The following is a 24,819-nucleotide window of genomic DNA, read 5'->3' as shown; positions in this document are numbered from 1 at the left end:
ACATTTAGTCTAATAAGCAGCGTGGGATCCTAGACTGTTATGTTTATCCACGCTGTTGAAAAACACAGGAGTGAAAATATGATTGATGAAATTCTGTTCGAGGCAGAAGAGCGTATGACCGCTACAGTCGAGCACACCCGCGAAGACTTGACTACAATCCGTACCGGACGCGCAAACCCGGCAATGTTTAACGGTGTGATGGCTGAATACTACGGTGTTCCAACTCCGATCACTCAGATGTCGAGCATTTCTGTTCCTGAGCCTCGTATGCTGCTAATTAAGCCTTATGAGATGTCGGCGATGCAAGACATTGAAAATGCAATTCGTAACTCTGACCTTGGAGTTAACCCCACCAATGATGGACAGGTTTTGCGTGTGACAATCCCTCAGCTTACTGAGGAGCGTCGTAAAGACATGGTTAAGCTTGCTAAAGGCAAAGGTGAAGACGGCAAGATTGCTATCCGAAACGTCCGTCGCAAGGGCATGGACCAGCTAAAGAAGCTGCAAAAAGATGGCGATGCTGGTGAAGATGAAGTGCAGGCAGCAGAAAAAGAGCTCGATAAAGTTACTGCCGGCTTTGTTTCTCAAATCGACGAAGTCGTTGCCCGCAAGGAAAAGGAACTGATGGAGGTCTAAGACCTTTATCTTCAACAACGCCATGCTAAAGCCAAGGTAAAGCCACGGCATTGGAAAATACGTCGTTTCAACGTCGATTGGGCGGTGAAACGACGCTTTCTTTTGTTCAAGTGTGTGTTTGGAAGAATTTTTTCACAAATGCTGGCACGATCAACAGTGACATTGTTTAGAACTTCAAGGAGAACCCATGAATGAACCGGAGCAACACCACCGGTCCATGAGGATGCCCAAACCCAAAAATAACGCTGGTAGAGATTTAAAGGCTGCTGTTGCTGTCGGTGTTGGGCTGGGAGTCTTAGTTCTTCTTGGAATCGTCCTCAGCCCTTGGGGTTGGTACATTCTTGTTGCGGGGTTCATGGCGGCTGCTACTTGGGAAGTCGGCAGCCGGTTGAAGGAGAGCGGATATCACCTGCCGTTGCCCATCATGATCATTGGCGGCCAAGCTATTATCTGGCTGTCGTGGCCATTTGGCACGATGGGAATTTTGGCTTCATTTGTTGCCACAGTGTTGGTGCTGATGTATTTCAGGATTTTTTACAACGGTGCGGATAAAGAGGCTAGGAACTATCTGAGGGATACTTCGGTGGGAATCTTCGTTCTCACCTGGATTCCGCTCTTTGGAAGTTTCGCGGCAATGCTGTCCTTGATGGAGAACAATTCTGTACCCGGCACCTATTTCATCTTGACGTTTATGCTGTGTGTGGTGGCATCTGATGTCGGTGGCTATATAGCGGGTGTATTTTTTGGTTCTCACCCCATGGCACCGTTGGTTAGTCCAAAGAAATCTTGGGAAGGTTTTGCCGGCTCAGTTTTCTTAGGAGCGGTCATCGGAGCGCTGTGCGTTCATTTCTTGTTGAATCATCATTGGTGGATCGGTGTCATTCTTGGTTTTGCCCTTGTTGTGTGTGCAACGCTTGGGGATCTAGTTGAGTCACAATTCAAACGTGACTTGGGGATTAAAGATATGTCGAATCTTTTGCCAGGGCACGGCGGACTTATGGACCGGTTAGATGGCATGCTCCCAGCAGCGATGGTGACTTGGTTGATTCTAAGCGTGATCAGCAGTTCGTATCCTGCTTAACAGTTAAAAGGCGTTGTGTACGGAGAGGAATAATTATCTCCTGTATACAACGCCTTTTGAGTTTCTTAGGTTTAAAGAGCCTTTCGAATTTTCCTTAACTGGCGTCTGTATTCAAACATGCGCACGCCACCAACCAGTGCCATGATCAAGGCTCCGGTAATTGCTGCAAGGAGGAAACCGATTCCAGCGGGGAATTGGAAAGACCATGCAAAAAGATTAAGCTCTACGTTGGTTTGGTTCTGCAGGATGAAAACTAGCAGCACAATCAAAAGAATGGCACCGAGGATCAGCGCCACCCATGTGCCTCCAGCCAGAGTTCGTTTTGGAGTTACAGCAGGGGCAGAGGTTTTAGTGTTTCGCGTCGCCTCTCGCTCGCGTTCAGCGCCGGATTCCGGCTCAGAGTAAGCAGGTTCTTTCCGAACGTCAGGTGTGTTTGCTGTCACCTGATGCTCGTCGGGAATTTCCACATTCCCATGTTGGTTTAAATCACTGTTACCCTCGTATGCTGGGTTTAAACCGGTGGGAAGGTTGTTTGGGTCGGTCTCGTATGGATCCACTGGTCTATTGCTCATACAGCCATTGAACTCGTAGAACCGCTACTTCGCCACCGAAAACCGCCCAAAAAGTTCAACAATTACATAACATCTGAAAGAATAGGGACATTATGGCTACACCTGTACCACTGGTATTTACTGCACCCAAGCGTGGCATGCCGCCTACCCATTTTGCGGATCTCACTGATGAGGCTCGTATTGAGGCTCTCAAAGAGATCGGCCTGCCCAAATTCCGACTCAATCAGATTGCTCGTCACTATTACGGTCGTCTCGAAGCTGATCCGCTTACAATGACTGACTTGCCTGAGGCGGCTCGTGAAGAGGTTAAGGAAGCACTTTTTCCTACCTTGATGGAGCCGCTGCGCGTCGTAGAAACTGATGATGATCAAACGCAAAAGACGTTGTGGAAACTTCATGATGGCACCCTGCTTGAATCAGTTCTCATGCGCTATGCAGATCGTTCCACTTTGTGTATTTCTTCACAGGCCGGTTGTGGTATGGCTTGCCCATTCTGTGCAACTGGTCAAGGCGGGTTGGACCGCAACTTGTCCATTGGTGAGATCGTTGACCAGGTACGCAACGCTGCGGCGACGATGCAAGCCGAAGGTGGACGCCTTTCAAACATTGTCTTCATGGGCATGGGCGAGCCTTTGGCTAACTACAAGCGCGTGGTTTCTGCTGTTCGGCAGATTACTCAGCCAAGCCCTGCGGGCTTTGGCATTTCCCAGCGCAGCGTAACGGTCTCCACGGTTGGCTTAGCTCCAGCAATCAGGAAGCTTGCCGACGAAGACATGTCTGTGACCCTCGCTGTTTCTTTGCACACCCCAGACGATGAGCTGCGTGATACCCTCGTGCCGGTTAATAACCGTTGGCCTGTTGCAGAAGTTCTTGATGCTGCTCGTTACTATGCGGATAAGTCTGGTCGACGAGTATCTATTGAGTACGCACTAATTCGTGATGTCAATGATCAGGATTGGCGCGCAGATATGCTGGGTGAAAAACTACACAAGGCATTGGGCTCTCGAGTCCACGTGAACCTTATTCCACTAAACCCAACTCCTGGATCAAAGTGGGATGCAGCGCCTAAGGCTCGACAGGATGAGTTCGTCCGTCGCGTCATTGCCAAGGGCGTTCCTTGTACTGTTCGAGATACTAAGGGACAAGAAATCGCTGCGGCTTGTGGTCAGCTTGCTGCGGAGGAATCTGCTTAGGGTAGCTCTCTTGAAAAGCTCGTTGTTTTTGAATTTTTCAGAAACGACGAGCTTTTTGCTTTGGTCAGGCAAACCTGAATTATTAGGCGGTCACTGGTAGCGTCGCATGTATTATTGGTGTTTTTCAACGCCATCAATCGTTTATCCGTGAACCGAAGGAAGCTCACCGCACATGACTGATCCGGACAACCCACAAGGTACTCCACGAATCTGCCCGATTGATCCGACGACGCAAGCACTGGCTGTCAGAGGCTTAACTAAGTCTTACGGCGATGCCATTGTCGTGGACAATATCAACCTCGACATCCCTAAAGGGGCCATTTATGGCATTGTCGGGCCCAACGGTGCAGGTAAAACCACCATGCTCTCCATGGCAACTGGTTTGCTTCGTCCAAATAGGGGTTCTGCGTGGATTTCTGGCTTTAATGTCTGGGAGGAACCGAATCATGCGAAAAAAGAAATGGGACTTCTTGCTGATGGCTTGCCTATTTTTGATCGGCTAACTGGTAAGGAACTTCTTGTTTACGTCGGGGCGATACGTGGACTTGATGAACAGCTAGTTGATCAACGCAGCAATGAATTACTCAATGCGCTGGGACTTGAAGATGCTGCTGGTAAGCGGATTGTGGATTATTCCGCTGGTATGACAAAGAAGATCTTGTTGGCGCAGGCGCTGATTCATAACCCAAAGGTGCTTATTCTTGATGAACCATTAGAGGCTGTGGATCCCGTCTCTGGTCGGTTAATTCAACAAATCTTGAGGAATTTCGCGCAGGCCGGGGGCACCGTGGTCTTAAGTTCTCACGTCATGGAATTAGTTGAAGGGTTATGTGATCACGTGGCCATCATCAACAAGGGTGTGGTGGAAGTGGCTGGACACGTCGATGATGTGCGTCAGGGCAGTTCCTTAACTGATGTCTTTGTTGATGTGGTCGGAGGCGGAGCGCTTCAAGAAGGATCTCTGTCTTGGCTGGGACTGGCAGAGGATCAGGGATAACCATGACAAAGACACTGTTGAAACTGCAATTGATGTTGTGGGGCAGGACTATTAAAGGAAATCGTGCGTCACTAGTGATGATGTTGATGATTTCGATTTATAGCTTCTTTGGTCTTATTGGTTTTAGCTTGCTTTTAGGGTTTAGCCTTGAACAAGATCAGTTTGGAATTCTTGCTGGAATTGTCACCATCGGTATGTTGGCGTATTGCGTTGTAGCTTTCATGTGGCCGTCGGGGGAGGGGCAACTAGACCCTCGCGTTTTTGCCACGATGCCTCTTGAAGCAAAGCAATTATTGCCAGGTTTTGCCATCAGCACGCTTATGCAGTCGCGCGGCATAACCGCGGTAGTGTGCACGCTGGTAACAACAATTGTGGCGGCTATATTTATGCCACCGAGTTCTTGGCCCATCCTCGTGGTGATGATGCTGGTCTCATTGATTACGACTTTGTTGTTGGGTGAACTTTTGGGCGCCGTAGCATCGGGATCGTCATCAAGCGTGAGTAAAGATCGCAAAACAGTACTTACTTCCGTTGTTTTCATCGTGTTCATACTTGGATACAACCTGTTAATCGGGGCTGATGCGATGAGTCGAATTAATGTCATCGGAACTTATACCAAGTGGACACCTTTAGCCGCTGGGGCAGGAGCTGCGGAAGCCTTTGCCGCGGGATTGTGGCTAGAAGCCGGCATCTTAACGGTTTTGGCGTTGGGTTATGTTACCGCAGGGGTGTGGCTGTGGTTGAGGTTGATTAACCAAGCTTTAACTGCGCCACTTGATCAAGGTGGTCGTGGTAAAAACGCCAAAAAGACTACCGATGACGGAAAGAAAGCACTATTCATTCCGGGCGTGCCATGGTCTGTTGGTGGAGCAATCTTTTCTAGATCGCTGCGTTACCTTGTTAAAGACTCCAGGTTATTGGGATCGCTCATTGTGTTTCCTATGCTCGGGCTCTTGTTTATTTTCCAAAGCTTCACCGTTGAATTCTTCATGATCTATGTCGGGCTGATCATGATGGCGGTATTTGCAGGTTCAATTGCCACAAATGATTTCGGTTATGATGGGCCAGCTTCTTGGCTAAATATTGTTTCTGGTGTGAAGGCCAAAACCATTCTTCTACCAAGGCATTGGGCGTCCATGCTGCCTGGAGGCATCTCCTTGGTCGCCTATATAATCCTCACAATAGTGTTGGCAGAAAATAAAACTACGGCAGTGCTGCTGAGCTTTATTGGGTTGGGGATCTTTATCTCCGGTGCTGCGGTGGCGTTGTTTGTATCGACGTTTAATCCGTATCCGACATCGAAACCTGGAACTAATCCTTGGGGAGATCGCAGTGGATATTCGGGTGCAGCGTTTATAGGGGCATTTGCAGCGTTATTTTTGGGGTGGATTCCAACGATCCCGACAATCGCATTGGGAGTTTTCGGTCTTGTTTCTGGGCAAATGTGGATGGTTGTTTTGGCTGAAGTCTTAGCAGTTATCCTTCCGGCTGCCGTATATGTGGCGACGGCGAAAATGTGCATCGCAAAGGTGGAGAAGAATCTGCCTGAGATTTTCGACAAAGTGAAAACTCATGTGAAGTAGGAAAGCGCTGAGTTCTTTGTAGGGAAATAAGTAAAGCCACCCTTTTTGAGAAAGAATAGGGGTGGCTTTATCCAGATCGCGGAGGCTGCTCAACATGTAAGGCCCGGGAATGCATGCGATCTCCTGTGGGCGGAAAAAAGAATGTGGGTGCACCGATAAAAATCGGTGCACCCACATTCTTTCTTAAAAGACTAGTTGTCTAGTTCTTTCGCAGAGTCTGCAGCACGCAGGTGAGCGACACGGCTTGGCTCAATGTTGACGGAGCGAAGCTGGGAGTCAGTGAGGTTACCCCAGGTGCCGGTGAGGGTTGCCTGGTCGTAGGTCCAGTCTGGCTCGACGTGGCCGACAGGCTTGTTGCGGGAGGTAACGGTGCGAACCTGGGAGAGCTTTGGCTCGAACAGGTGGATCAGCAGACCGATGACCAACAATACGGTGAGGACAAGCAGCCAGATGGTTTCAACGTGGCCCTTGTGGTTACCGAAATTGTATCCAAGCATGAAAAGAACAGAAATCCAGCCAGCGAGTTGGATGGTGTTGCGCTTGAGACCGTGCCATCCCCATGCAGCCGAAGGCTCATCAAGGGTGGATACACCGCGGTAGATCTCAGGCTCAATCGTGTGGGAGGAACCAGCCACGTTTTACTCCTTTATTCGCAAGTTGAAATAACGCTACTTAAAGCACATTTCAACAAGCACCTACAGAACTTGGTTTAACTTCCCCTATGTTCTCATATTTTGCGCGGTCAAGCGAAAAAACCACGCTATATGTGAGTTTGCCAACTGCGCTTTTGTATTCATCGTGCAGGCATTACATGAAACCTATACGTTTGGATTGCCCCAAATGGGTGTAGTAGGCAAGGTGCGGTGGAATGAGCTAACAAGTGTAAGAATGGAAGTTGTGACTAAGAAAATCCTTATTTTGGGAAGCACTGGTTCGATTGGAACTCAGGCGCTGGAAGTTGTTGCTGATAATCCTGACAAATTTGATGTTGTTGGAATTGCTGCAGGTGGATCGCAACCTGAGTTGGTGGTGGCGCAAGCTCAGGCTTTGGGCTTAAAACCAGACCGGGTTGCGGTTGCTGATGAAGCAGCGGCTGCAGAGATTTCGCACGCACTCGGAGGAGAGGTTATCTCTGGTGTTGATGCTGCAAAAACCTTGGTGGAAACGGTACCCGCGGATACTGTGTTGAACGCTTTGGTTGGTTCATTGGGACTTGCTGCAACGCTTGCAACTTTGGATACTGGCGCATTTTTGGCGCTGGCTAATAAGGAATCCCTGGTGGCTGGCGGTGAGTATGTTACGTCGAAGGCAAAACCTGGGCAGATTATTCCTGTGGATTCTGAGCATTCAGCGATGGCGCAATGCTTGCGCTCGGGTACGCGCGATGAGGTGTCACGGATTGTGCTGACTGCTTCGGGTGGTCCTTTTAGGGGATGGAGTAGGGAGCAAATGTGGGAGGTGACTCCGCAGCAGGCAGCAGCGCACCCAACGTGGGCGATGGGGCAGATGAATACCTTAAATTCCGCGACCCTTATTAATAAAGGCCTGGAGTTAATCGAAGCAACACTGTTGTTTGATACCGATGCGGACTTAATTGATGTGACGGTGCATCCGCAGTCGATTATTCACTCGATGATTACTTTTACTGATGGGGCCACCATCGCGCAGGCATCACCACCGTCAATGAAACTACCTATTGCGTTGGCGCTTGATTGGCCACATCGTGTGCCTAAAGCCCAGCCAGCGCTGGATTTCACCGAAGCCCATACCTGGACTTTCGAGCCAGTGGATGATGCCGCATTCCCTGCGGTAAGCCTGGCTAGGCACGTCGCAAAGCAAAAAGGCACCTACCCGGCGGTGTATAACGCCGCCAACGAGGAGGCAGCTGAGGCGTTTTTGCGCGGGCGAATTAAGTTTCCACAGATTGTCGATGTGGTCGACGAGGTCTTACAAGGAGCTTCCCAGTTTGCTGGTGTAGCATCACACGTCGACGATATTTTGGCCACCGAATCTGAAGCACGCGCGCGTGCGAACGCTTTGATTAACCGGTTGGCAACCAACTTGTAAGCTAAGGAGCTTCCGCCTCGTGGCAGCCTATCTTTTGGGTGTCGTACTGTTTTTCCTCGGCATCGCTGTAACCATCGCGCTTCATGAGTGGGGACATTTCATCACAGCGCGCATTTTCGGCATGAAAGTGCGGCGCTTTTTCATCGGTTTCGGGCCGACGGTGTTTGCTAAACAACGCGGTGAGACCGTGTATGGTCTCAAGGCGATTCCGGTGGGTGGATTTTGCGATATCGCAGGCATGACCGCCCAAGATGAGCTTGCCCCGGAAGATCTGCCGCGGGCGATGTATCTCAAGCCCTGGTGGCAGCGCATCATTGTGCTGTCTGGCGGTGTGATCATGAACGTGATCGTTGGTTTTGTGGTGCTGTATGGCGTGGCCGTGACCTCGGGAATTCCGAATCCAGATCTGGATACTACGGCGACTGTTGATACGGTTCAGTGCGTTCCGCAGACCCAGATTTCGGCGGACGAGCTATCCACATGTACCGGTTTGGGACCTGCTGCGGAAGCCGGCATCAAGCACGGCGATAAGATTTTGGCCGTTAACGGCCAAGAGATGGAAAACTTCACCGCCATACGCAATGCGATCCTCGAACTTCCAGGCGAAACGGCAACGCTGTCCATCGAGCGGGACGGAATGCTTTTCGACGTCGACCTCCAGGTGGAATCTGTTACCCGTTTAGCTGCTGACGGTTCTGAAGTAACAGTCGGCGCCGTTGGAATGTCCAGCCTTCCACCAACCGACGTGTACAAAAAATACGGCCCCATTGAGGGTGTGGGAGCAACTGCACGTTTTACCGGCGACATGATCAGCGCCACTTGGGAAGGACTTAAATCTTTCCCTGCGAAAATCCCCGGTGTTGTGGCATCCATCTTCGGTGCAGATCGTGATGTGGAAAGCCCAATGAGCGTGGTGGGGGCCTCACGAATCGGTGGTGAATTTGTCGAACGGTCCATGTGGGACATGTTCATGATGATGCTGGCCAGCCTAAACTTCTTCCTTGCCCTGTTTAACCTCGTGCCATTACCACCACTTGATGGTGGGCATATTGCAGTTGTGCTGTATGAAAAAATCCGCGACTTCTTCCGCAAACTTCGCGGAAAGCCAGCTGGCGGACCCGCAGACTACACCAAACTTATGCCCGTGACGGTGGCAGTCGCAGCGGTCCTGATGACCGTTGGTGGCCTTGTTATTGTCGCCGATGTGGTCAATCCCATCCGACTCTTTGGCTAATTAGCGGAATGGAACACCAGGCGCCGATGTTATCCAAGGTGACGGTGATACAATTTTGCCATAACTGACTTAACCCAGAACATTTTCCGGAGGCACACAGAAATTATGTGTCGCTTCCTTTTCTAGGAGTATGTAACTTGTCTACCCCAACTGGCCTGCCCATTGGCCTTGGCCTTCCTCCGACCCCACCTCCTGTGCTGGCTCCACGTCGCAAGACACGCCAACTCATGGTCGGCAAAGTGGGCGTTGGCTCGGATCACCCAATTTCCGTCCAGTCCATGACCACCACCAAAACCCACGACATCAACGGCACTCTGCAACAAATCGCACAGCTGACAGCCACCGGTTGTGACATTGTCCGCGTTGCCTGCCCAAAAACCGTGGATGCGGAAGCACTGCCCATCATTGCAAAGAAGTCTCCGATCCCAGTGATCGCAGATATTCACTTCCAGCCCAAGTACATTTTCGCAGCCATTGATGCAGGTTGCGCCGCTGTTCGTGTGAACCCCGGAAACATCAAAGAATTTGATGGCCGCGTTAAAGAAGTAGCAAAAGCTGCAGGCGATGCCGGAATTCCAATTCGTATAGGTGTCAACGGTGGCTCCTTGGATAAACGCATCTTGGAAAAGTACAACGGCAAGGCAACCCCAGAAGCTCTTGTTGAGTCTGCAATGTGGGAAGCCGGCCTATTCGAGGAACACGGTTTTGGCGATATCGCCATTTCAGTAAAGCACTCGGATCCTGTGCTCATGGTGGAGGCATATCGCCAGCTAGCAGAGCAAAGCGATTACCCATTGCACCTCGGTGTCACCGAAGCGGGCCCTAAGTTCATGGGAACAATCAAATCCTCTGTGGCTTTCGGCGCTTTGCTGTCTCAAGGTATCGGCGACACCATCCGCGTATCACTATCTGCTGACCCAGTGGAAGAAATCAAGGTTGGTGACCAGATTCTGCAGTCGCTGAACCTGCGTCCACGCAAGCTTGAAATCGTTTCGTGCCCTTCCTGTGGTCGTGCCCAGGTTGATGTGTACTCACTAGCTGAAGAAGTGACCGAAGCTCTCGACGGCATGGAAGTTCCACTTCGTGTGGCTGTCATGGGTTGCGTTGTTAACGGTCCTGGTGAAGCCCGCGATGCTGACCTCGGCGTGGCATCCGGTAACGGCAAGGGCCAGATCTTTGTTAAGGGCGAAGTGATCAAGACTGTCCCTGAATCACAGATCGTGGAAACCCTGATTGAAGAAGCAATGCGCATCGCAGAAGAAATGGACCCTGAAGTCCTAGCTGCAGCAAGTGCATCAGGCATGAAAGCAGAAGTAAAGGTTACTAAGTAATCCTCGCTTGGCTTAAAGGCACTCGATCTCTGTGGGAGGTCGAGTGCCTTTCTGCCGTGTGTGGTCAGTGGGGTAGATGAGATTTTCACGGGGTGTGCTGATCATATTGACTCTTCGACCAATGCAGATTGTTGGCATGGGTGAGAATTTCGGCACTAATCTGCCAGGAAGCCCAAAAACAGATGGCATGAAAATACGCGTTAGGCGTTTATCGCTTGTTTAAGGCCTCTAGTTTTCTAGATGAGTTTATGTATGCGCTTGACCTTGAAAACCCGTGAGAAGCGCTTCTGGGGAGGTATGACTTTTCAGGGTAAGGGCTGAAATTTGAGAGCGACCAAACCAGGAGACCCACAATCTTCAAAAACTTAAATGTTGGGTCTCTGTGTTTGGTATTGAGCGAGATCCACCAAACTGGGAGACCCACAATCTTTGAAAACGTGATTTCTGGGTCTCCTGGTTTGGTCTTATGCCGCCAAGGGCACGATCAAGCAAACAAACACTTGAATCCATACGAGGCAAACAGCTATTTCGACCCAAGCCGGGTTTCACTGTGGTTGTCATGAAAAACCAAACAATGGAAAGCCAAACATACGTGCCAAGAATTCTCGGAAATCCAAAACTTTGACACGTATGTTCGGTTTGGAGAGCGATGCGCCAAACATACATGACAAGATTTCCTGAAAATTGAATTTCTTGGCACGTATGTTTGGTTTCTCTCGGTACCGCTCAAAACCCGAGTAACACCGTCGCAATTGACCAAATCCATATGTTGTCCAAAATACCCTTGGTCACCAGAACAATTTTGAAGGCCTGGAAAACGGCAAAAGCGACCAAAATCTGCTCAGACGAGAGGCTTTTGGTCGCTAGGTAAAAACCAGGAGAAGATTGCCGATTCCTTACCCCGCCGTTTGAAGCGCAGGGTTTTGCAGGCAGCCATCAACTAGTTGGATGCTTCGGTCGAGTGCTTTGACCTGCTCGAGGTCGTGGCTGACGTACAAGGTTGGGGCATTGAACTCGTGGGCCATTTTGATGATGAGGTCGGTGACTTCACCGGCGGAATGTTGGTCGAGGGCGGCGGTGGGTTCATCGACGAGGAGTAGTTGAGGTGAGTTCATTAGCGCGCGTGCCAGGTTGACGCGGGCTTGCTGACCACCGGATAGTTCGCTGACTTTGCGTCGGGTGAGATCGCCGAGGCCGACGGCACTGAGAAGTTCAAGGGCTGTGTTTTTGTGTTGAGTGCGTTGGCGTGGGCTTGGGGGAAGGATTTTTCCTAACCGGGGGATGAGCAACAATTGGTCCAGGACAGTCAAGGCTGGCAGTAGGTTTGGCTGTTGGAAGACAATGCCTAGGTGTTGGCGTCGTAAAGCAGCTTGTTCCTTGCCTCTTTGAGGGGCGAGCAAATCGATCTCGCCGAGGGTCGCGGTGCCCGAGTCGGCGCGCTGGAGGCAGCCGAGCACGCCGAGCAAGGTGGACTTGCCAGACCCCGATGGGCCGGTGATGCCGACTACTTCGCCAGGTTCAACGTCGAAGGAGACATTGTTCAATAAGGTGCGGGATGTGGATCCGTCTGCGATGGTGAGGTTGAGGTTTCTAACATGCAAAGACATTGGGAACTCCTTAATAAATTAGGCGGTCATGAGCGCAGATCGTGGCTCTACGCGCAGGATGGGGGCAAGTGAGATAGCTGCACCGATGAGGCCAGCGGCAGCCAAAATCAGGGCGGGGAGCAAGGTGGTGGAGGAATCAATGACGACTGGCATCGCGTCGCCCATTCCGAGAGCAGACAGAATAGTGATTGATGTGCCCACGATGATTCCTATGGCAAGAACAATGACGGCTTGACCAAGTGCATCTGCGATTAGAACCCGGCGCGCTGCTCCTAGTGCGCTGGAGATGGCGATTCCGCGGAGGCGTTGAATTGTCCATACGGTGAAGAATGCTCCAAGTACCAACGCGGAGATGACATACAGCATGATGACCATGAGGTTTAATGACATCTGTTCGCCTTCATAGGAGGCGGAAGCATTCCATCGATCGGATCCAGAAAGTGCAATGGTGTCTGCGGGAAGCGCTTCGGGGTCCGAGGAGTCTGTGGAGTCCGAGGAATCTAGGAAAGCACCGGCTGGGCCTTGGACGCCGCGGATTTGGGCGAGGTGGGAAAGATCGGAGGTGTTCATCAATACGACGGGCAGGTGATCAAGGTAGAGATCATTTGCGGTGTCGACAATGCTGGTGGCGTGGAATTGTGTGGTTGCCGCTGTTGGATCCATTTCGGCAGGAAGTGAGATTTCTCCTGGGGAAAGTTCGGGGGAGTTGAGCAGCATCACGGGTGTATCGCCAACTCGGTCGCGCACCTGCCACAGCATGTCTGCGCCTTCGGCGTCTAATTCTGCAACGGCTGTGTCAGAAAGCGTAGATGCCGATAGTGTGGTGGAGCCAGAGTCGGCGAGGATTAAATCCCTATCCCCAGCAAGGTCTTTCAGCGCGGAGACAGATTGGTGTCCGAGTCCCGCGGTGAGAGCGGACAGGAAGGTGACCAGCACGGCGATGAGCCCGACGGTAACGGTAATCAGCAGCGTGCGGCCTTTTGCGGCGGTGAGTTCTTTGAGTCCTTGAAACATACTTATAAGTCTCGCGGGGATGAGGGGGAAATTAATCGGGCTGTGGTCGATTCTTGGAGTACGACCAAAGTCGGATTCCTCCTCCTACTGTTGTGAATTATGGTGGGGGCGTGAAAACTACCCAGTTGACAATTGCCCGGATCGAACACGCCTTAACCTGGGGTTTGCATTTTCTGGTTGCTATTTTGCTGGTGTTGGTGTGTTGGCGTGCAAGCCATTGGGGTGTGTGGGTGCTTGTTGCCTGCTACAGCGTGGTTTATGTTGCTGGTGTTATTCCCACTTCGCCGTTTCGCACGCACCGCATGGGATGGTTGATAGTACTAAGCATCTTGTGGGCCAGCCTGATCTGGGATGGCCCAGAGCCTGCATATTTGGTCTTTCCAATGTTCTTTTTGTGCGTCATGATCACCACGCCGTTAAAATCGGCCATCCTCATTGCGGTGCTGACAGCAATAGCTGTGGTCACTTTAGCTATGCACTTAGGTTTTTCCATTGGCGTTGTCACCGGACCAATCCTGGGAGCGCTGGTGGCATGGGTGTTGGGTACGTGCTTTCAGTTATTAACACAAACCTTAAAGGAGCTTGTCGACGCGCGGGCCTCGGCGATCCGGGCGTCGAAAAGCGCCGGTGAGCAGGCAGAACGCGCCCGCATAGCGGGCGAGATACACGACACAGTGGCCCAGGGGCTGTCTTCAATTCAAATGCTGTTGCATGCGGCAGAAAAACGTGTTGATGATCCACAAGCGTTAAGCCATATTCAATTGGCCAGGCAAACCACTGCGGAGAATTTGGCGGAAACGCGAAATATCATTGCCGCGCTTCAACCGACACCACTGATTGGGGCTGATTTGCCGGTGGCGCTGGCTAGGTTGACCTCGACGACTCCGATGGGACAACACATCAGTTTTGAAGTTGATGGTAACCCGCGGGTGTTGCCTGATCATATGGAAGCAGAGATCCTTCGAGTCGCGCAAACGTTGGTGGGAAATGTCGTGCGACATTCAAAAGCTGAGCAGGCCAAAGTGACCTTGACATACCAAGATGATCAGGTGCTGCTTGATGTTCTAGATAATGGTCAAGGCTTTGATGTTGCTGAGGTAATGCGACGACAATCCGTGGGGCTACCCACCGCACAACGCCGGGCAGAAGGGCTTGGCGGACGACTAATTATTGAATCTACTATTGGGTCTGGGACTGGAATTTCCGCCAGATTCCCTTATCCCACAAGGAGCCAAAACCAATGATCCGAATCCTACTTGCCGATGATCATCCTGTTGTCCGTGCGGGTTTAGCCTCACTGTTAGCCAGCGAACCAGACTTCGAGATCGCAGGCATGGTGGCTACTCCCGATGAAGCCTTAGCTGCAGCAGCACAGGGCGGAATTGATGTGGTGTTGATGGATCTTCGGTTTGGTGATCAACCAGGAGACCACGCTGCAGGTGGGGTAGAAGCAACACGGATGATCCGAGCACTCGACAACCCACCACAAGTTCTCGTGGTCACCAACTATTCCACCGATGGTGATGTAGTAGGTGCTGTCTCTGCTGGGGCAGTGGGATATTTGTTAAAGGATAGTTCCCCTGAAGATCTTGTTGCCGGCGTTAGAGACGCCGCCCGAGGCGAATCCGTGCTGTCTAAACAAGTAGCAAGCAAAATCATGGGCCGGATGAACAACCCCATGACAGCATTAAGTGCCAGAGAAATTGAAGTGCTGTCATTAGTGGCCCAAGGTGAAAGCAACCGAGAAATCGGCAAGAAACTCTTTCTCACTGAAGCAACAGTCAAAAGCCACATGGGGCATGTGTTTAACAAACTAGATGTCACATCAAGGACAGCTGCAGTCGCAGAAGCACGACAGCGCGGAATTATATAAACCGATCGTGTTGGTAACCGAACAGTGCTGGCTACGCTGCTAATCTTCACTCCATGAACAAGGCGCAGCGCAGGTCAGTAGTGGCATTGTGCATGACGGTGGCAATAGCTGGAGGAAGCCTGACCGCGTGCACGCCACGCCCCGATACCGCAGATCCTATTGCACAAGAGTTTTTAGATGCATGGGCGGAGCAAGATTTAGACACCATTGCGGATATCACCGACCAAGCTGATCTAGCCACTGAAATGCTAAGCACCAGCTTCAACGGACTGCAAGCAGAAAGCGTCGAACTCACTTTAAATTCAGTGGACTCCAGGGACACCATCGCCACTGCGAATTTCTCTGTGGTGTGGAAATTACCCCGAGACCGCGAAGTAACCTACGATTCCGCCATGACGCTGACCAAAATGCGCAACGAATGGACGGTGCGCTGGGAACCTTCACTCGTGCATCCCAAGCTAGGTGCCAACCAACACCTGGAATTACGAGCCATTGAAGCTCAACGCGCAAACGTCATTTCTTCTGACGGTGCGCCAGTACTCGCGCCGGGAAGCATCTTCCGCATTTTGGTTGATCCAAGCACAGGGGATGCTGATGTGGTGGTCAAACGCGTAGCCGAATACTTAGACGCAGCGCATGCAAATGATGAAAACGTCAACACCCTTGATGTCGATGATGTCTTAAGCAACTTGGGGGACTCTACCTATTCATTGACAACTGTTGACGCCAACTTAGGCGCACGCATGGAACAGGACTTAGCAGGACTTCCTGGTCTGACTTTTAATGAAGAAGCATCGATGGTGGCCACTGATCCAGGTTTTGCCCCAGATATTGTCGCCCGCGTCGCCCGCATCGTGGATGAGGAACTGGAAGGCTCAAACGGTTGGCGAGCCTCCATTGTGACCTCAAACGGTGCAGTCATTGATGATATCGCCTACGACGCCCCGGAACTTGCACCCAGCGTGCGCATCAGTTTGGATCACAATGTGCAAAGAGCTGCAGAACAAGCAGTAGATCTGCGCGCCGAAATGAAAGCAATGATGGTGGTCATGCGCCCATCCACTGGAGAAATCCTTGCCGTGGCACAAACAGATGAAGCTGATAAAGACGGCGATGTGGCACTCATGGGCCAATACCCGCCGGGATCAACATTCAAGATCATTACCGCAGCAGCCGGGTTAATGCATGAAGATCTGACCCCAGACAGCATTGTTCCATGTCCTGGAACCATGAATCTTTATGGACGTATCGTGACAAACTACAACAGCTTCTCCCTAGGAAATACCTCCCTAGATGATGCTTTTGCCAATTCCTGCAACACCACGTTTGCTGATATTTCTACCAACTTAGAACCTGGACAGCTTAAAGATGTAGCAAAACAATTCGGCCTTGGTATTGACTACCAAATCCCCGGCCTTGACACCATGACCGGATCAGTACCGGAAGGTGACATTGTGCTAGATCGCACCGAATCTGGATACGGACAGGGCCTCGATCTAGCTAGCCCATTCGGTATGGCAGTTGTGGCATCAACTGCTGCAACAGGCACAGTACCTACACCAACGTTGATCTCTGGGCATGAAACTGTAGCTAGCGAAGAAGTTCCACCCTTGGATCCTCAAGTGCTAGCTAATGTGCAACGCATGATGAAATCAGTGGTCAATGACGGCACCGCTCGAGGCATGCGCCAAACTGGCGGCCAGATTTACGCAAAGACTGGTGAAGCTGAAATCAATGAAGGCTCACACGCGTGGTTCACCGGATACCGCGAAGATGACATTGCCTTTGCCACACTGGTAGTACTGGGTGGCGGCTCTGAAGCTGCTGCAGCTGTTACTGATGAATTCTTTGTTAAATATGATGAACTGCGAGCCAGCGGGAATATAGCGATGAGCACAGATGAGGGAGTGTTAGCGGGTGTGCCAGAACCACAAATCGCAGGCTGAAATATAGGTCGCTCCCAACCCGTTTTACCGACCGACAGGGTTGGGGACTAGCATGGTGGACATGTCGAAATTGCGCGCGCCTCTTGTACCTGGAATTCCAACCCCAATTAGGGAAGTACCTGCACATATTGAACGTCCAGAATATGTGTGGAAGGACGAAGTCCAAGAAGCCATCGGTGAGCCTTTTGTCCAAACCCCTGAAATCATTGAGAAAATGCGGGAAACGTCCCGCATTGCAGCCAACTCTTTGAAGATCGCCGGTGAAGCTGTAAAACCCGGCGTGACCACTGATGAAATTGATTGCATCGTGCATGAATACACCTGTGATATGGGTGCATACCCATCTGACCTTGGCTACCGAGGATTCACCAAATCATCATGCATCTCTTTAAATGAGATCGTCTGCCACGGCATTCCTGATTCCACCGTTATTGAAGATGGCGATATCGTCAACATTGATGTCACGGCTTTCAAACACGGTGTTCACGGCGATTGCAATGCAACATTTCTTGCCGGAGATGTTTCAGAAGAACACCGCCTTTTAGTTGAGCGCACCGAAGAAGCCATGATGCGAGCTATTCGTGCTGCAAAACCAGGCCGCGAAATCAACGTTATTGGTCGTGTGATCGAATCTTATGCCAAGCGTTTTGGCTACAATGTGGTCCGTGATTTCACCGGACATGGCATTGGACCAACCTTCCACAATGGTTTGGTTGTTCTGCACTACGACAACACCCAATACCGTGACCTGCTTGTTCCAGGAATGACACTGACCATCGAGCCAATGATCAACCTTGGATCACTGGACTATGAGATTTGGGAAGATGATTGGACCGTCCAAAACGTCGACCGCAAATTCTCCGCTCAGTTTGAACACACCATTGTCATCACAGAAGACGGCAATGAAATTCTGACCCTGCCGGATGATTCCGTCTAAAAACGTCGAGGTAACATGCCCGCGATAGTCGCACACACTCCGGCCGCCATCAGCGTCCAAGCGACCATCGTGGGCTGAAGCCATACCAGGCCCGGAAGAAACACAATGCTTAAGGTATAAAGCATCATCGCCCCAAGCAACAAGGCAGCTAGGGCCAGCAGCCATGCAGCTACTGGGCGTGGCTGCGTTACGACGCATTCCCTCACCGTTAACACACACCCGATTAGTGAAAATGCTGCGGCAAGGACGATGAGAAAACGAACAAACCCGGTATCCGCACCTAAGGAAAACCACCCAGCAGCTCCTGCACCAGCCGTTGACATAAAAGCTGGCGCCATCCACTTGGCAGGCAATTGACCAATACCTCCGATATAACACGCAAGTGCAGCAGAGGGCATGAGGTAATACGATGCCATAAGCCCCATCGTGGCCAATTTTGCTGAAGCCCCAACTTTGGCAATCGCGACAACAATTCCAAGCAATAAGATTATGATGCCTCCCAGAGCCGAGAGCCATTGAAACAGTCGAAGTCCCCCACGATGACGAAGTGCCGCAATGCCAGAGGCCGCACCCAGTGCAACGCCTCCAGCAGTCAAGACAGAATAAAGCACACTTCCAGGGATTAATGCGGCGGCAAAAACAGACAGCGCTACAGCTACGGCAGTAGCGATGCTGGCCGTAGCAGTGCGAATATGGGGTGTAGCTGGGGGAGTGAGAAATCCGGACACAGGTATCGGGCTGATCGCTTTCGCAAACTAAAGATATGGAAGTAGACGTACCTTTCTACTCTACGCAATCAAAAAAGGCATTAACCACATGTGGTTAATGCCTTTAGCAATTTGACAGGAAATTGCAGATTACTTGATGACGCCGTTGTACTTCAGGAAGTTAACAACAGGGAAGACAACAAGACCAAGAACGGAGGTAACGGTCAAAGCATCAAATACCTTGCCCCAGGTCTCCAACCAACGTGGAACTTCTTCTCCGGAATCATCGCGGGAAGAACCGAAGCCGTCGATTCCGTAGCCCTCTTTGTCGCCTTCGTACTCGTTGTGGTAGTCAGCCCATGAAGAGCCTGAGGAACCGGAAAGGGAAGAGGTCTCGGTCTCTGCAGGAGGAGTGGTGTCTTCCTGAGCGGCAGCAGCGGTAACGCCGCCCAAGGTGATTGCAGCTGCAGAAACTAGTGCAATTGCAGTGTTGCGGAATTTACGCATGATGAAAAGCCTTTCAGTAAAGCCAAGCTATTGATGAAGGTAGAGTTAGGGCGCTTTAGCCCTTGATAACACCGGTGTAAACCAGGTAGTTGTAAGCAGGGAATACGATCACGCCGAGAAGGGAAGCGATGCCACCCAGGACGGTTAGATCGTACATGTTCTTAGCCCACGCTGGAGTGTTTTCATTATCACGCTCGTGCTCTTCACCAAAGATGTCTCCACCTTTGACGGGCTGGTCTGCATCCCAGTCCTCACCTACGGCGGCTGCGCCACCAGAGGAAAGGGCTGCGAAGCCGGAAGAGAGATTTTGCTCGGATTCAGCTGCGGTTGCCACAGCTGCGGAACCTACAGAAAGGGCAACTGCAGTAAGGCCTGCAACTGCTGCGGTACGGAGAGAACGCATGAGAAAAGTCCTTTAGGAGTAGTCGGGTTTTCTGCTCCTAATGAAAGAAACAGAGGGATTGTCAAGTTCTAGCAACTAAAAGCCTAAGGCATTTCAAGATGGCTTTCAGCAAAAAAGCGCATTTAATGATCTTGACTTGAAGCAGCCTGACTAGATTCAGCATATTCAGACAACGACAAATCTCAATCGAAGTTCTTAGATTTCCTACACTTTGAAGAAGTTAATCTAATACCCGAAATTCTATATGTCTTTCTTTTAGTCTCAATGTTTGGGGGTGCTAGTTGGGGGTAGGTGTGACCTGGGTAAATGCTACCTATCTCAAATTAATCTTAAAAAGTCCTTAATTTAGTGATCAATTCTTAAGTATTAATTTGACATGGAAAATTTTCTGTATTCAAAAGTTACGTTCGCGTAGGTGTTAAAAATCCAGCCCCAGTAACGCATTTTCAATCACCTCAGGAAGGGCTGGGTGAATCCAATACTGTTGAGACGCTGCTTCTCGGGCGTCAATACCAAATGCCATTACCGTAATCAGCTGTTGGATGAGAGTGGATGCCTGAGCGCCGATGATGTGTGCACCAACGAGTTTTCCGGTGTCTTTATCAGCAATGAGCTTGACGAATCCATCGGTATCTTCCATGGCCCAGCCATAGGCAACATCAGAGTAATTCTGAATTTTCACTGTGATATTCAACCCGGCTTCACGTGCTTGGGATTCTGTCATACCAACCTGTGCAATCTGTGGATTGGTAAATACAGCAGAAGGCACGAAGTCATGAGGCATCTTTTGTAGATCTTCCGGGTGGGCAAGATTGTGCTTAACCGCACGCATTTCGGCATTGGCAACATGCTTGAGTTTGTAGGGAGATGATACATCGCCTAGTGCCCACACACCTTGAGCAGAGGTGCGCCCAAACTCATCGACCTCGATCTGGCGACCATCCATGTCGATTCCTGCTGCAGACAGATTCATCTGATCGCCATTTGGGGTGCGCCCAGTGGCGACAAGCAAAATGTCTGCCTCGATATCGTTCGAGGAGTTCACCGAAATTCGGACACCACCGTTGTGTGTCTCACTGACGTCTGTGACTGAAGTGTTGAGGCGGACGTCGAAACGCTTCTTAGAAAGTTCAAGAATTTTGGCAGAGATATCAGCATCTGCATCACGTAGCAGCACATCAGAACGGTTAAGGATGGTCACCTTTGTGCCCAGCGCGTCAAAAACATGGGCAAATTCCAGCGCGATGAATCCACCACCAACAATCACGATGGATTGTGGCTGCTCGGTCAAGCGCATGATGTCTTCATTGGTGTAGTAGCGCACGCCAGATTCAGCAATTGCTTCGGGGATGTATGGACGTGAACCAGTTGCAATCACAATGTCTGTGCCACTGATGAGCTGTTCTTGACCCGCAATACCGGTAGAGATTGTCTTCGCGTCGACAAAAGTGGCATGCATGTCATACACATCGATATTTGGAGTTTCGGGGCCACGTCGATAAGCTTCGCCACCTTGTGCGATGGGGTCAATGCGCTTGTCGAAGACGCGGCTAACAATGGAAGGCCAATCAACTCCGTTGAGCGATGCATCAATGCCAAGCCGTGCCGACTCCTGGATCTCTTGAGCAATATCGGCAGCATAAACATACATTTTCGTGGGGATGCAGCCCACGTTAAGGCAGGTTCCGCCGAAAGCACCTTTTTCCACGATCGCAATAGATTTGTCATCAAACTCCGGGCCAGGAATTGAGTTTCCCGAACCAGTGCCGATGATGATGAGATCATAATGTTTGATCGGTGCTTGCTGCTCAGACATGAATTGGGCTCCTAAAGAAAAAGATGTGGGCTTGAGATAATTAATAGGTGACTTTCGAGGAAACTCATACACCTCAACGTTAAAGACTATGAAAAGCTTCCCACCTATGGTTTTAGTTTATTTTTTACCAGGTGCTAAATCTGGCACCCGGGAATCAAGCCAATTCTTTAGAATGCTAAACGCCTGGTCACGCGTAGCTTTTTTAGAAAGAAAAACATCGTGGCGTGCACCGGGAATCTTCTTAACCGTCACCCTTGATTCGGGGTTACTTAAGTGAGGCGCCCATTTTTGGATGTGTTGCACATCCAGCACTGCATCAGAGATATCAGTTTCTTCTGAATACTCAGACTTTAACCAAGACTTTTCAGAACACAGGGCTAGTACATCTACACCGACATTCACCCGGTCGTTGTGAACATCTTTTTGGCCGGCCATGATTGCGCGTAGCCATCCAATGCTTTTTCTATGACCCTCAACAGGTTTCAACTCCGTGTTGAAATTCCACTCCCCGTAGAAATCTTTATGGATCGACTTGCCATAGGTCCCTAATCCACCACCCGGGATGAGCATTTTAGGTAAGCGTTTGCCCAATATTTTTACTCCAGGCGTGATGAGCTTGATAAGCAGTGGCGGATACATCATGTCCAACCAAGGGCTGTTTAAAACAAGTGCTGGAATATTTTGGACAACTTTAGGACTACTGCGCCGCATTTCTGACATCCATAAAGGAACGATAAGTCCACCTGTGGAATGGGCAACTGGAATGACATGCGGATGGTTTTTAGAAATTATTTCCGTCGCTGCCGTGAGGTCTGGAAAGTAATGAGCGAGATCAGAGGTGTAATGCCATTGCTGACCTGGACGGTACGAACGCCCACATTTTCTTAAATCAACGGCGTAGACAGCAAAACCAGCCTTATGGAAAAACTCGGCAAACTCGGTGTGGAAAAAATAGTCAGTCATGCCGTGCACCCACATTAATGCAGGTCTGGATCCAAATGATTCTTTAGATGAGGAATCAGGATTGTAGCGAACCAGGGTGGCAACAACATCTGTTTCATGATCAGGATCAGCACCAAGCTCAATTGTGTGGAATTCATAACCTTTGCCAAGGAGATCTGGCTGCCAGAACTGGTGTGTAGATGAAGACTGCGAATGGTTCATGGTGTTAACGATATGTCGAACAGTGAAAAGATGGGAGGGGAAGCGATGATTGTTCGCATCATGAAAATTCTCCAGCGGTGTTCATGTTTGCGAATTTCACATTTACTATCTTTGCAAATTGGGGGAGGGGGTAGTGCGGGGGAGGAATTTGCTTGAGAAAGGGGAATATCGCGTCCTTGTTTCTTTAGCTCGAGGTAGCAGGCGTACACTGTTTACTCACGGACAATGTGTACCCACGCTTTCTTGTAAGAAACAAGAAGGGTTACGCCCCAAGCGTCAGTCAAAAATGTGGCCAACACTTGCGCAAAAGTGCTGGCGGTCATTTATGAAATGGCGCCTTGTAGTGCTGTTCGGCAGACAACTCGCGGAGATAAAAGGAAGTTGAACATGTCAGATTCCCCGAAGAACGCACCGAGGATTACCGATGAGGCAGATGTCGTCCTCATCGGCGCCGGTATCATGAGCTCCACTCTGGGTGCAATGCTGCGTCAGCTGGAGCCAAGCTGGTCTCAAATCGTCTTCGAGCGTTTGGATGGACCGGCTCAAGAGTCGTCCTCCCCGTGGAACAACGCCGGCACCGGCCACTCTGCTCTGTGTGAGCTGAACTACACGCCAGAGGTTAAAGGCAAAGTTGAAATTGGTAAGGCCGTAGGAATCAATGAAAAATTCCAGGTCTCACGTCAATTCTGGTCCCACCTTGTTGATGAAGGCGTGCTTTCTGATCCACGTGAGTTCATCAACCCCGTCCCTCACGTGTCCTTTGGACAGGGTGCAGATCAGGTCGCTTACATCAAGGCACGCTATGAAGCTTTGAAGGATCACCCACTTTTCCAGGGAATGACCTACGCTGACGACGAGGCAACTTTCGCCGAGAAGCTTCCCTTGATGGCGAAGGGTCGAGATTTCTCCAACCCAGTGGCCATTTCATGGATCGACGAAGGCACTGACATCAACTATGGTGCGCAGACCAAGCAGTATCTTGATGCTGCCGAGGTTGAAGGTACTGAGATTCGCTACGGCCACGAAGTCAAAAGCGTGAAAGCTGATGGCGCAAAGTGGATTGTAACGGTCAAAAATGTGCACACCGGTGACACCAAGACCATCAAAGCAAACTTCGTGTTTGTCGGAGCTGGCGGATACGCACTTGATCTGCTTCGCAGCGCTGGCATCCCACAGGTCAAGGGCTTTGCTGGATTCCCAGTATCCGGCCTATGGCTTCGTTGCACTAACGAGGAACTGATCGAACAGCACGCCGCTAAGGTTTACGGCAAGGCATCCGTGGGTGCTCCTCCAATGTCTGTTCCTCACCTTGATACCCGCGTTATCGAGGGGGAAAAGGGTCTCCTCTTCGGACCTTACGGTGGTTGGACTCCTAAGTTCCTGAAGGAAGGCTCCTACCTGGATCTGTTCAAGTCCATTCGCCCAGACAACATTCCTTCCTACCTTGGTGTTGCTGCTCAGGAATTTGACCTGACCAAGTACCTGATCACTGAAGTTCTCAAGGACCAGGACAAGCGTATGGATGCTCTACGCGAGTACATGCCAGAGGCACAAAACGGCGATTGGGAGACCATCGTTGCAGGACAGCGTGTTCAGGTTATTAAACCTGCGGGATTCCCTAAGTTTGGTTCCCTAGAATTCGGCACCACCTTGATCAACAACTCCGAAGGCACCATCGCAGGTCTGCTCGGTGCTTCCCCAGGAGCATCCATCGCACCTTCGGCAATGATCGAACTGCTTGAGCGTTGCTTCGGTGATCGTATGATCGAGTGGGGCGACAAGCTGAAGGACATGATCCCTTCCTATGGCAAGAAACTTGCTGATGAGCCAGAACTGTTTGCGCAGCAGTGGGAGCGCACTCAGAAGACGCTGAAGCTCGAAGAAGCTTAAAGTTTTAAAGCGTTTCGTTTAAAGACACCCTCATGTGCCCATGCTTGGGCCTATCCTAAAAGCCCTTAAAGTCCTTAAAGGCAATCTCCGCCTTAAAGGGTTTCCAAGGTACATGAGGGTGTTTTTGTTTACCTTCCGGCTAAATAAAAATGTGACATGCACTACTTTGGTGTTGAGGTGGATTTCTGCTCGTTAAGGTGTCTAGGCCTGCGATTATGTGCCTCAGCGCGAAGCTGAAATGCTGTCTTGATCTACTCTCGG

General features: G+C 50.6%; 22 protein-coding genes. 13 read left to right on the top strand and 9 right to left on the bottom strand.

The genetic code is table 11. The annotated features are described in order from the left end of the window. Positions 1 to 78 precede the first annotated feature (78 nt). On the top strand, positions 79 to 636 hold the full coding sequence (gene frr / locus N24_RS10580; RefSeq protein ID WP_096456780.1) for a ribosome recycling factor: 558 nt from the start codon (positions 79 to 81) through the stop codon (positions 634 to 636). A gap of 187 nt (positions 637 to 823) precedes the next feature. Beyond that, positions 824 to 1,717 (top strand): phosphatidate cytidylyltransferase, encoded by an 894-nt coding sequence (locus N24_RS10575; RefSeq protein WP_167382086.1) that lies wholly within the window; start codon positions 824 to 826, stop codon positions 1,715 to 1,717. A gap of 71 nt (positions 1,718 to 1,788) precedes the next feature. Here the strand turns inward: N24_RS10575 and N24_RS16370 are convergent, their stop codons facing one another. Further along, positions 1,789 to 2,289 carry a LapA family protein gene (locus N24_RS16370; protein ID WP_231910986.1) on the bottom strand — a complete coding sequence of 167 codons (501 nt, stop codon included), beginning with the start codon at positions 2,287 to 2,289 and terminating at the stop codon, positions 1,789 to 1,791. A gap of 92 nt (positions 2,290 to 2,381) precedes the next feature. On the opposite strand from N24_RS16370, the gene rlmN reads away from it, so the two are divergent. The 3 genes from rlmN to N24_RS10555 all read left to right on the top strand — a co-directional run bounded on the left by rlmN (position 2,382) and on the right by N24_RS10555 (position 6,062). After that, on the top strand, positions 2,382 to 3,482 hold the full coding sequence (gene rlmN / locus N24_RS10565) for a 23S rRNA (adenine(2503)-C(2))-methyltransferase RlmN (protein WP_096456778.1): 1,101 nt from the start codon (positions 2,382 to 2,384) through the stop codon (positions 3,480 to 3,482). Between the two features lie 172 nt (positions 3,483 to 3,654). Next, positions 3,655 to 4,479: an ABC transporter ATP-binding protein gene (locus N24_RS10560; protein WP_096456776.1), complete on the top strand. Its 825-nt coding sequence runs from the start codon at positions 3,655 to 3,657 to the stop codon at positions 4,477 to 4,479. 2 nt (positions 4,480 to 4,481) lie between these two features. Then, a complete protein-coding gene (locus tag N24_RS10555; protein ID WP_096456774.1) occupies positions 4,482 to 6,062 on the top strand; it encodes a hypothetical protein in 1,581 nt (526 codons plus the stop codon). A 191-nt stretch (positions 6,063 to 6,253) separates the two neighbouring features. Here the strand turns inward: N24_RS10555 and N24_RS10550 are convergent, their stop codons facing one another. Then, the gene (locus N24_RS10550; protein WP_096456772.1) at positions 6,254 to 6,697 is read right to left on the bottom strand and encodes a DUF2631 domain-containing protein; all 444 of its coding nucleotides are present in this window, start codon (positions 6,695 to 6,697) and stop codon (positions 6,254 to 6,256) included. A 253-nt stretch (positions 6,698 to 6,950) separates the two neighbouring features. Here N24_RS10550 and dxr point away from each other — a divergent pair, with 253 nt between their 5' ends. The 3 genes from dxr (at position 6,951) to ispG (ending at position 10,694) form a co-directional block, all read left to right on the top strand. Then, positions 6,951 to 8,129 (top strand): 1-deoxy-D-xylulose-5-phosphate reductoisomerase, encoded by a 1,179-nt coding sequence (gene dxr / locus N24_RS10545; RefSeq protein WP_096456770.1) that lies wholly within the window; start codon positions 6,951 to 6,953, stop codon positions 8,127 to 8,129. Positions 8,130 to 8,148: 19 nt separating this feature from the next. Next, positions 8,149 to 9,363 (top strand): M50 family metallopeptidase, encoded by a 1,215-nt coding sequence (locus N24_RS10540; RefSeq protein WP_096456768.1) that lies wholly within the window; start codon positions 8,149 to 8,151, stop codon positions 9,361 to 9,363. Positions 9,364 to 9,500: 137 nt separating this feature from the next. After that, positions 9,501 to 10,694: a flavodoxin-dependent (E)-4-hydroxy-3-methylbut-2-enyl-diphosphate synthase gene (ispG, locus tag N24_RS10535; RefSeq protein WP_096456766.1), complete on the top strand. Its 1,194-nt coding sequence runs from the start codon at positions 9,501 to 9,503 to the stop codon at positions 10,692 to 10,694. 896 nt (positions 10,695 to 11,590) lie between these two features. Here ispG and N24_RS10530 read toward each other — a convergent pair. Together N24_RS10530 and N24_RS10525 are read right to left on the bottom strand one after the other, a co-directional pair. Further along, complete coding sequence (locus N24_RS10530; protein WP_096456764.1) at positions 11,591 to 12,301, bottom strand: ABC transporter ATP-binding protein; 711 nt, start codon at positions 12,299 to 12,301, stop codon at positions 11,591 to 11,593. An 18-nt stretch (positions 12,302 to 12,319) separates the two neighbouring features. After that, positions 12,320 to 13,315: an ABC transporter permease family protein gene (locus tag N24_RS10525; RefSeq protein ID WP_096456762.1), complete on the bottom strand. Its 996-nt coding sequence runs from the start codon at positions 13,313 to 13,315 to the stop codon at positions 12,320 to 12,322. Positions 13,316 to 13,425: 110 nt separating this feature from the next. Between N24_RS10525 and N24_RS10520 the strand changes: the two genes are divergently transcribed. The 4 genes from N24_RS10520 to map all read left to right on the top strand — a co-directional run bounded on the left by N24_RS10520 (position 13,426) and on the right by map (position 18,071). Beyond that, positions 13,426 to 14,559 carry a sensor histidine kinase gene (locus N24_RS10520; RefSeq protein WP_096456760.1) on the top strand — a complete coding sequence of 378 codons (1,134 nt, stop codon included), beginning with the start codon at positions 13,426 to 13,428 and terminating at the stop codon, positions 14,557 to 14,559. Beyond that, positions 14,556 to 15,188, top strand: a complete 633-nt coding sequence (locus N24_RS10515) for a LuxR C-terminal-related transcriptional regulator (RefSeq protein WP_096456758.1) — start codon at positions 14,556 to 14,558, stop codon at positions 15,186 to 15,188. The genes N24_RS10520 and N24_RS10515 overlap by 4 nt, the downstream gene beginning before the upstream one ends. Positions 15,189 to 15,241: 53 nt before the next feature. Further along, positions 15,242 to 17,134 carry a penicillin-binding transpeptidase domain-containing protein gene (locus N24_RS10510; protein WP_096456756.1) on the top strand — a complete coding sequence of 631 codons (1,893 nt, stop codon included), beginning with the start codon at positions 15,242 to 15,244 and terminating at the stop codon, positions 17,132 to 17,134. A gap of 61 nt (positions 17,135 to 17,195) precedes the next feature. After that, positions 17,196 to 18,071 (top strand): type I methionyl aminopeptidase, encoded by an 876-nt coding sequence (map, locus tag N24_RS10505; protein ID WP_197702394.1) that lies wholly within the window; start codon positions 17,196 to 17,198, stop codon positions 18,069 to 18,071. Here the strand turns inward: map and N24_RS10500 are convergent. From N24_RS10500 to N24_RS10480, 5 genes are all read right to left on the bottom strand, one after another. After that, positions 18,068 to 18,799: a hypothetical protein gene (locus tag N24_RS10500; RefSeq protein ID WP_167382085.1), complete on the bottom strand. Its 732-nt coding sequence runs from the start codon at positions 18,797 to 18,799 to the stop codon at positions 18,068 to 18,070. The genes map and N24_RS10500 overlap by 4 nt on opposite strands. A 129-nt stretch (positions 18,800 to 18,928) precedes the next feature. Beyond that, the gene (locus N24_RS10495) at positions 18,929 to 19,285 is read right to left on the bottom strand and encodes a hypothetical protein (protein WP_096456752.1); all 357 of its coding nucleotides are present in this window, start codon (positions 19,283 to 19,285) and stop codon (positions 18,929 to 18,931) included. A gap of 55 nt (positions 19,286 to 19,340) precedes the next feature. Beyond that, a complete protein-coding gene (locus N24_RS10490) occupies positions 19,341 to 19,688 on the bottom strand; it encodes a hypothetical protein (RefSeq protein WP_096456750.1) in 348 nt (115 codons plus the stop codon). 418 nt (positions 19,689 to 20,106) lie between these two features. Further along, positions 20,107 to 21,504 carry a mycothione reductase gene (mtr, locus tag N24_RS10485; protein WP_096456748.1) on the bottom strand — a complete coding sequence of 466 codons (1,398 nt, stop codon included), beginning with the start codon at positions 21,502 to 21,504 and terminating at the stop codon, positions 20,107 to 20,109. A gap of 117 nt (positions 21,505 to 21,621) precedes the next feature. Continuing rightward, positions 21,622 to 22,668: an alpha/beta hydrolase gene (locus N24_RS10480; protein ID WP_096456746.1), complete on the bottom strand. Its 1,047-nt coding sequence runs from the start codon at positions 22,666 to 22,668 to the stop codon at positions 21,622 to 21,624. Between the two features lie 387 nt (positions 22,669 to 23,055). Here N24_RS10480 and mqo point away from each other — a divergent pair, with 387 nt between their 5' ends. Next, the gene (mqo, locus tag N24_RS10475; protein WP_096456744.1) at positions 23,056 to 24,558 is read left to right on the top strand and encodes a malate dehydrogenase (quinone); all 1,503 of its coding nucleotides are present in this window, start codon (positions 23,056 to 23,058) and stop codon (positions 24,556 to 24,558) included. Positions 24,559 to 24,819: the final 261 nt, after the last annotated feature.

It is taken from the genome of Corynebacterium suranareeae (assembly GCF_002355155.1).
Taxonomy (GTDB): Bacteria; Actinomycetota; Actinomycetes; order Mycobacteriales; family Mycobacteriaceae; genus Corynebacterium; species Corynebacterium suranareeae.
Note: the sequence above shows the minus strand (reverse complement) of the source record. Positions and strands in the feature narration are given on the sequence as shown.

Coding starts and splice junctions, on each gene's coding strand:
- frr (WP_096456780.1), top strand. CDS start 79: ATGATTGATGAAATTCTGTTCGAGGCAGAAGAGCGTATGACCGCTACA.
- N24_RS10575 (WP_167382086.1), top strand. CDS start 824: ATGAATGAACCGGAGCAACACCACCGGTCCATGAGGATGCCCAAACCC.
- N24_RS16370 (WP_231910986.1), bottom strand. CDS start 2,289: ATGAGCAATAGACCAGTGGATCCATACGAGACCGACCCAAACAACCTT.
- rlmN (WP_096456778.1), top strand. CDS start 2,382: ATGGCTACACCTGTACCACTGGTATTTACTGCACCCAAGCGTGGCATG.
- N24_RS10560 (WP_096456776.1), top strand. CDS start 3,655: ATGACTGATCCGGACAACCCACAAGGTACTCCACGAATCTGCCCGATT.
- N24_RS10555 (WP_096456774.1), top strand. CDS start 4,482: ATGACAAAGACACTGTTGAAACTGCAATTGATGTTGTGGGGCAGGACT.
- dxr (WP_096456770.1), top strand. CDS start 6,951: ATGGAAGTTGTGACTAAGAAAATCCTTATTTTGGGAAGCACTGGTTCG.
- N24_RS10530 (WP_096456764.1), bottom strand. CDS start 12,301: ATGTCTTTGCATGTTAGAAACCTCAACCTCACCATCGCAGACGGATCC.
- N24_RS10525 (WP_096456762.1), bottom strand. CDS start 13,315: ATGTTTCAAGGACTCAAAGAACTCACCGCCGCAAAAGGCCGCACGCTG.
- N24_RS10515 (WP_096456758.1), top strand. CDS start 14,556: ATGATCCGAATCCTACTTGCCGATGATCATCCTGTTGTCCGTGCGGGT.
- N24_RS10510 (WP_096456756.1), top strand. CDS start 15,242: ATGAACAAGGCGCAGCGCAGGTCAGTAGTGGCATTGTGCATGACGGTG.
- map (WP_197702394.1), top strand. CDS start 17,196: ATGTCGAAATTGCGCGCGCCTCTTGTACCTGGAATTCCAACCCCAATT.
- N24_RS10495 (WP_096456752.1), bottom strand. CDS start 19,285: ATGCGTAAATTCCGCAACACTGCAATTGCACTAGTTTCTGCAGCTGCA.
- N24_RS10490 (WP_096456750.1), bottom strand. CDS start 19,688: ATGCGTTCTCTCCGTACCGCAGCAGTTGCAGGCCTTACTGCAGTTGCC.
- mtr (WP_096456748.1), bottom strand. CDS start 21,504: ATGTCTGAGCAGCAAGCACCGATCAAACATTATGATCTCATCATCATC.
- N24_RS10480 (WP_096456746.1), bottom strand. CDS start 22,668: ATGAACCATTCGCAGTCTTCATCTACACACCAGTTCTGGCAGCCAGAT.
- mqo (WP_096456744.1), top strand. CDS start 23,056: ATGTCAGATTCCCCGAAGAACGCACCGAGGATTACCGATGAGGCAGAT.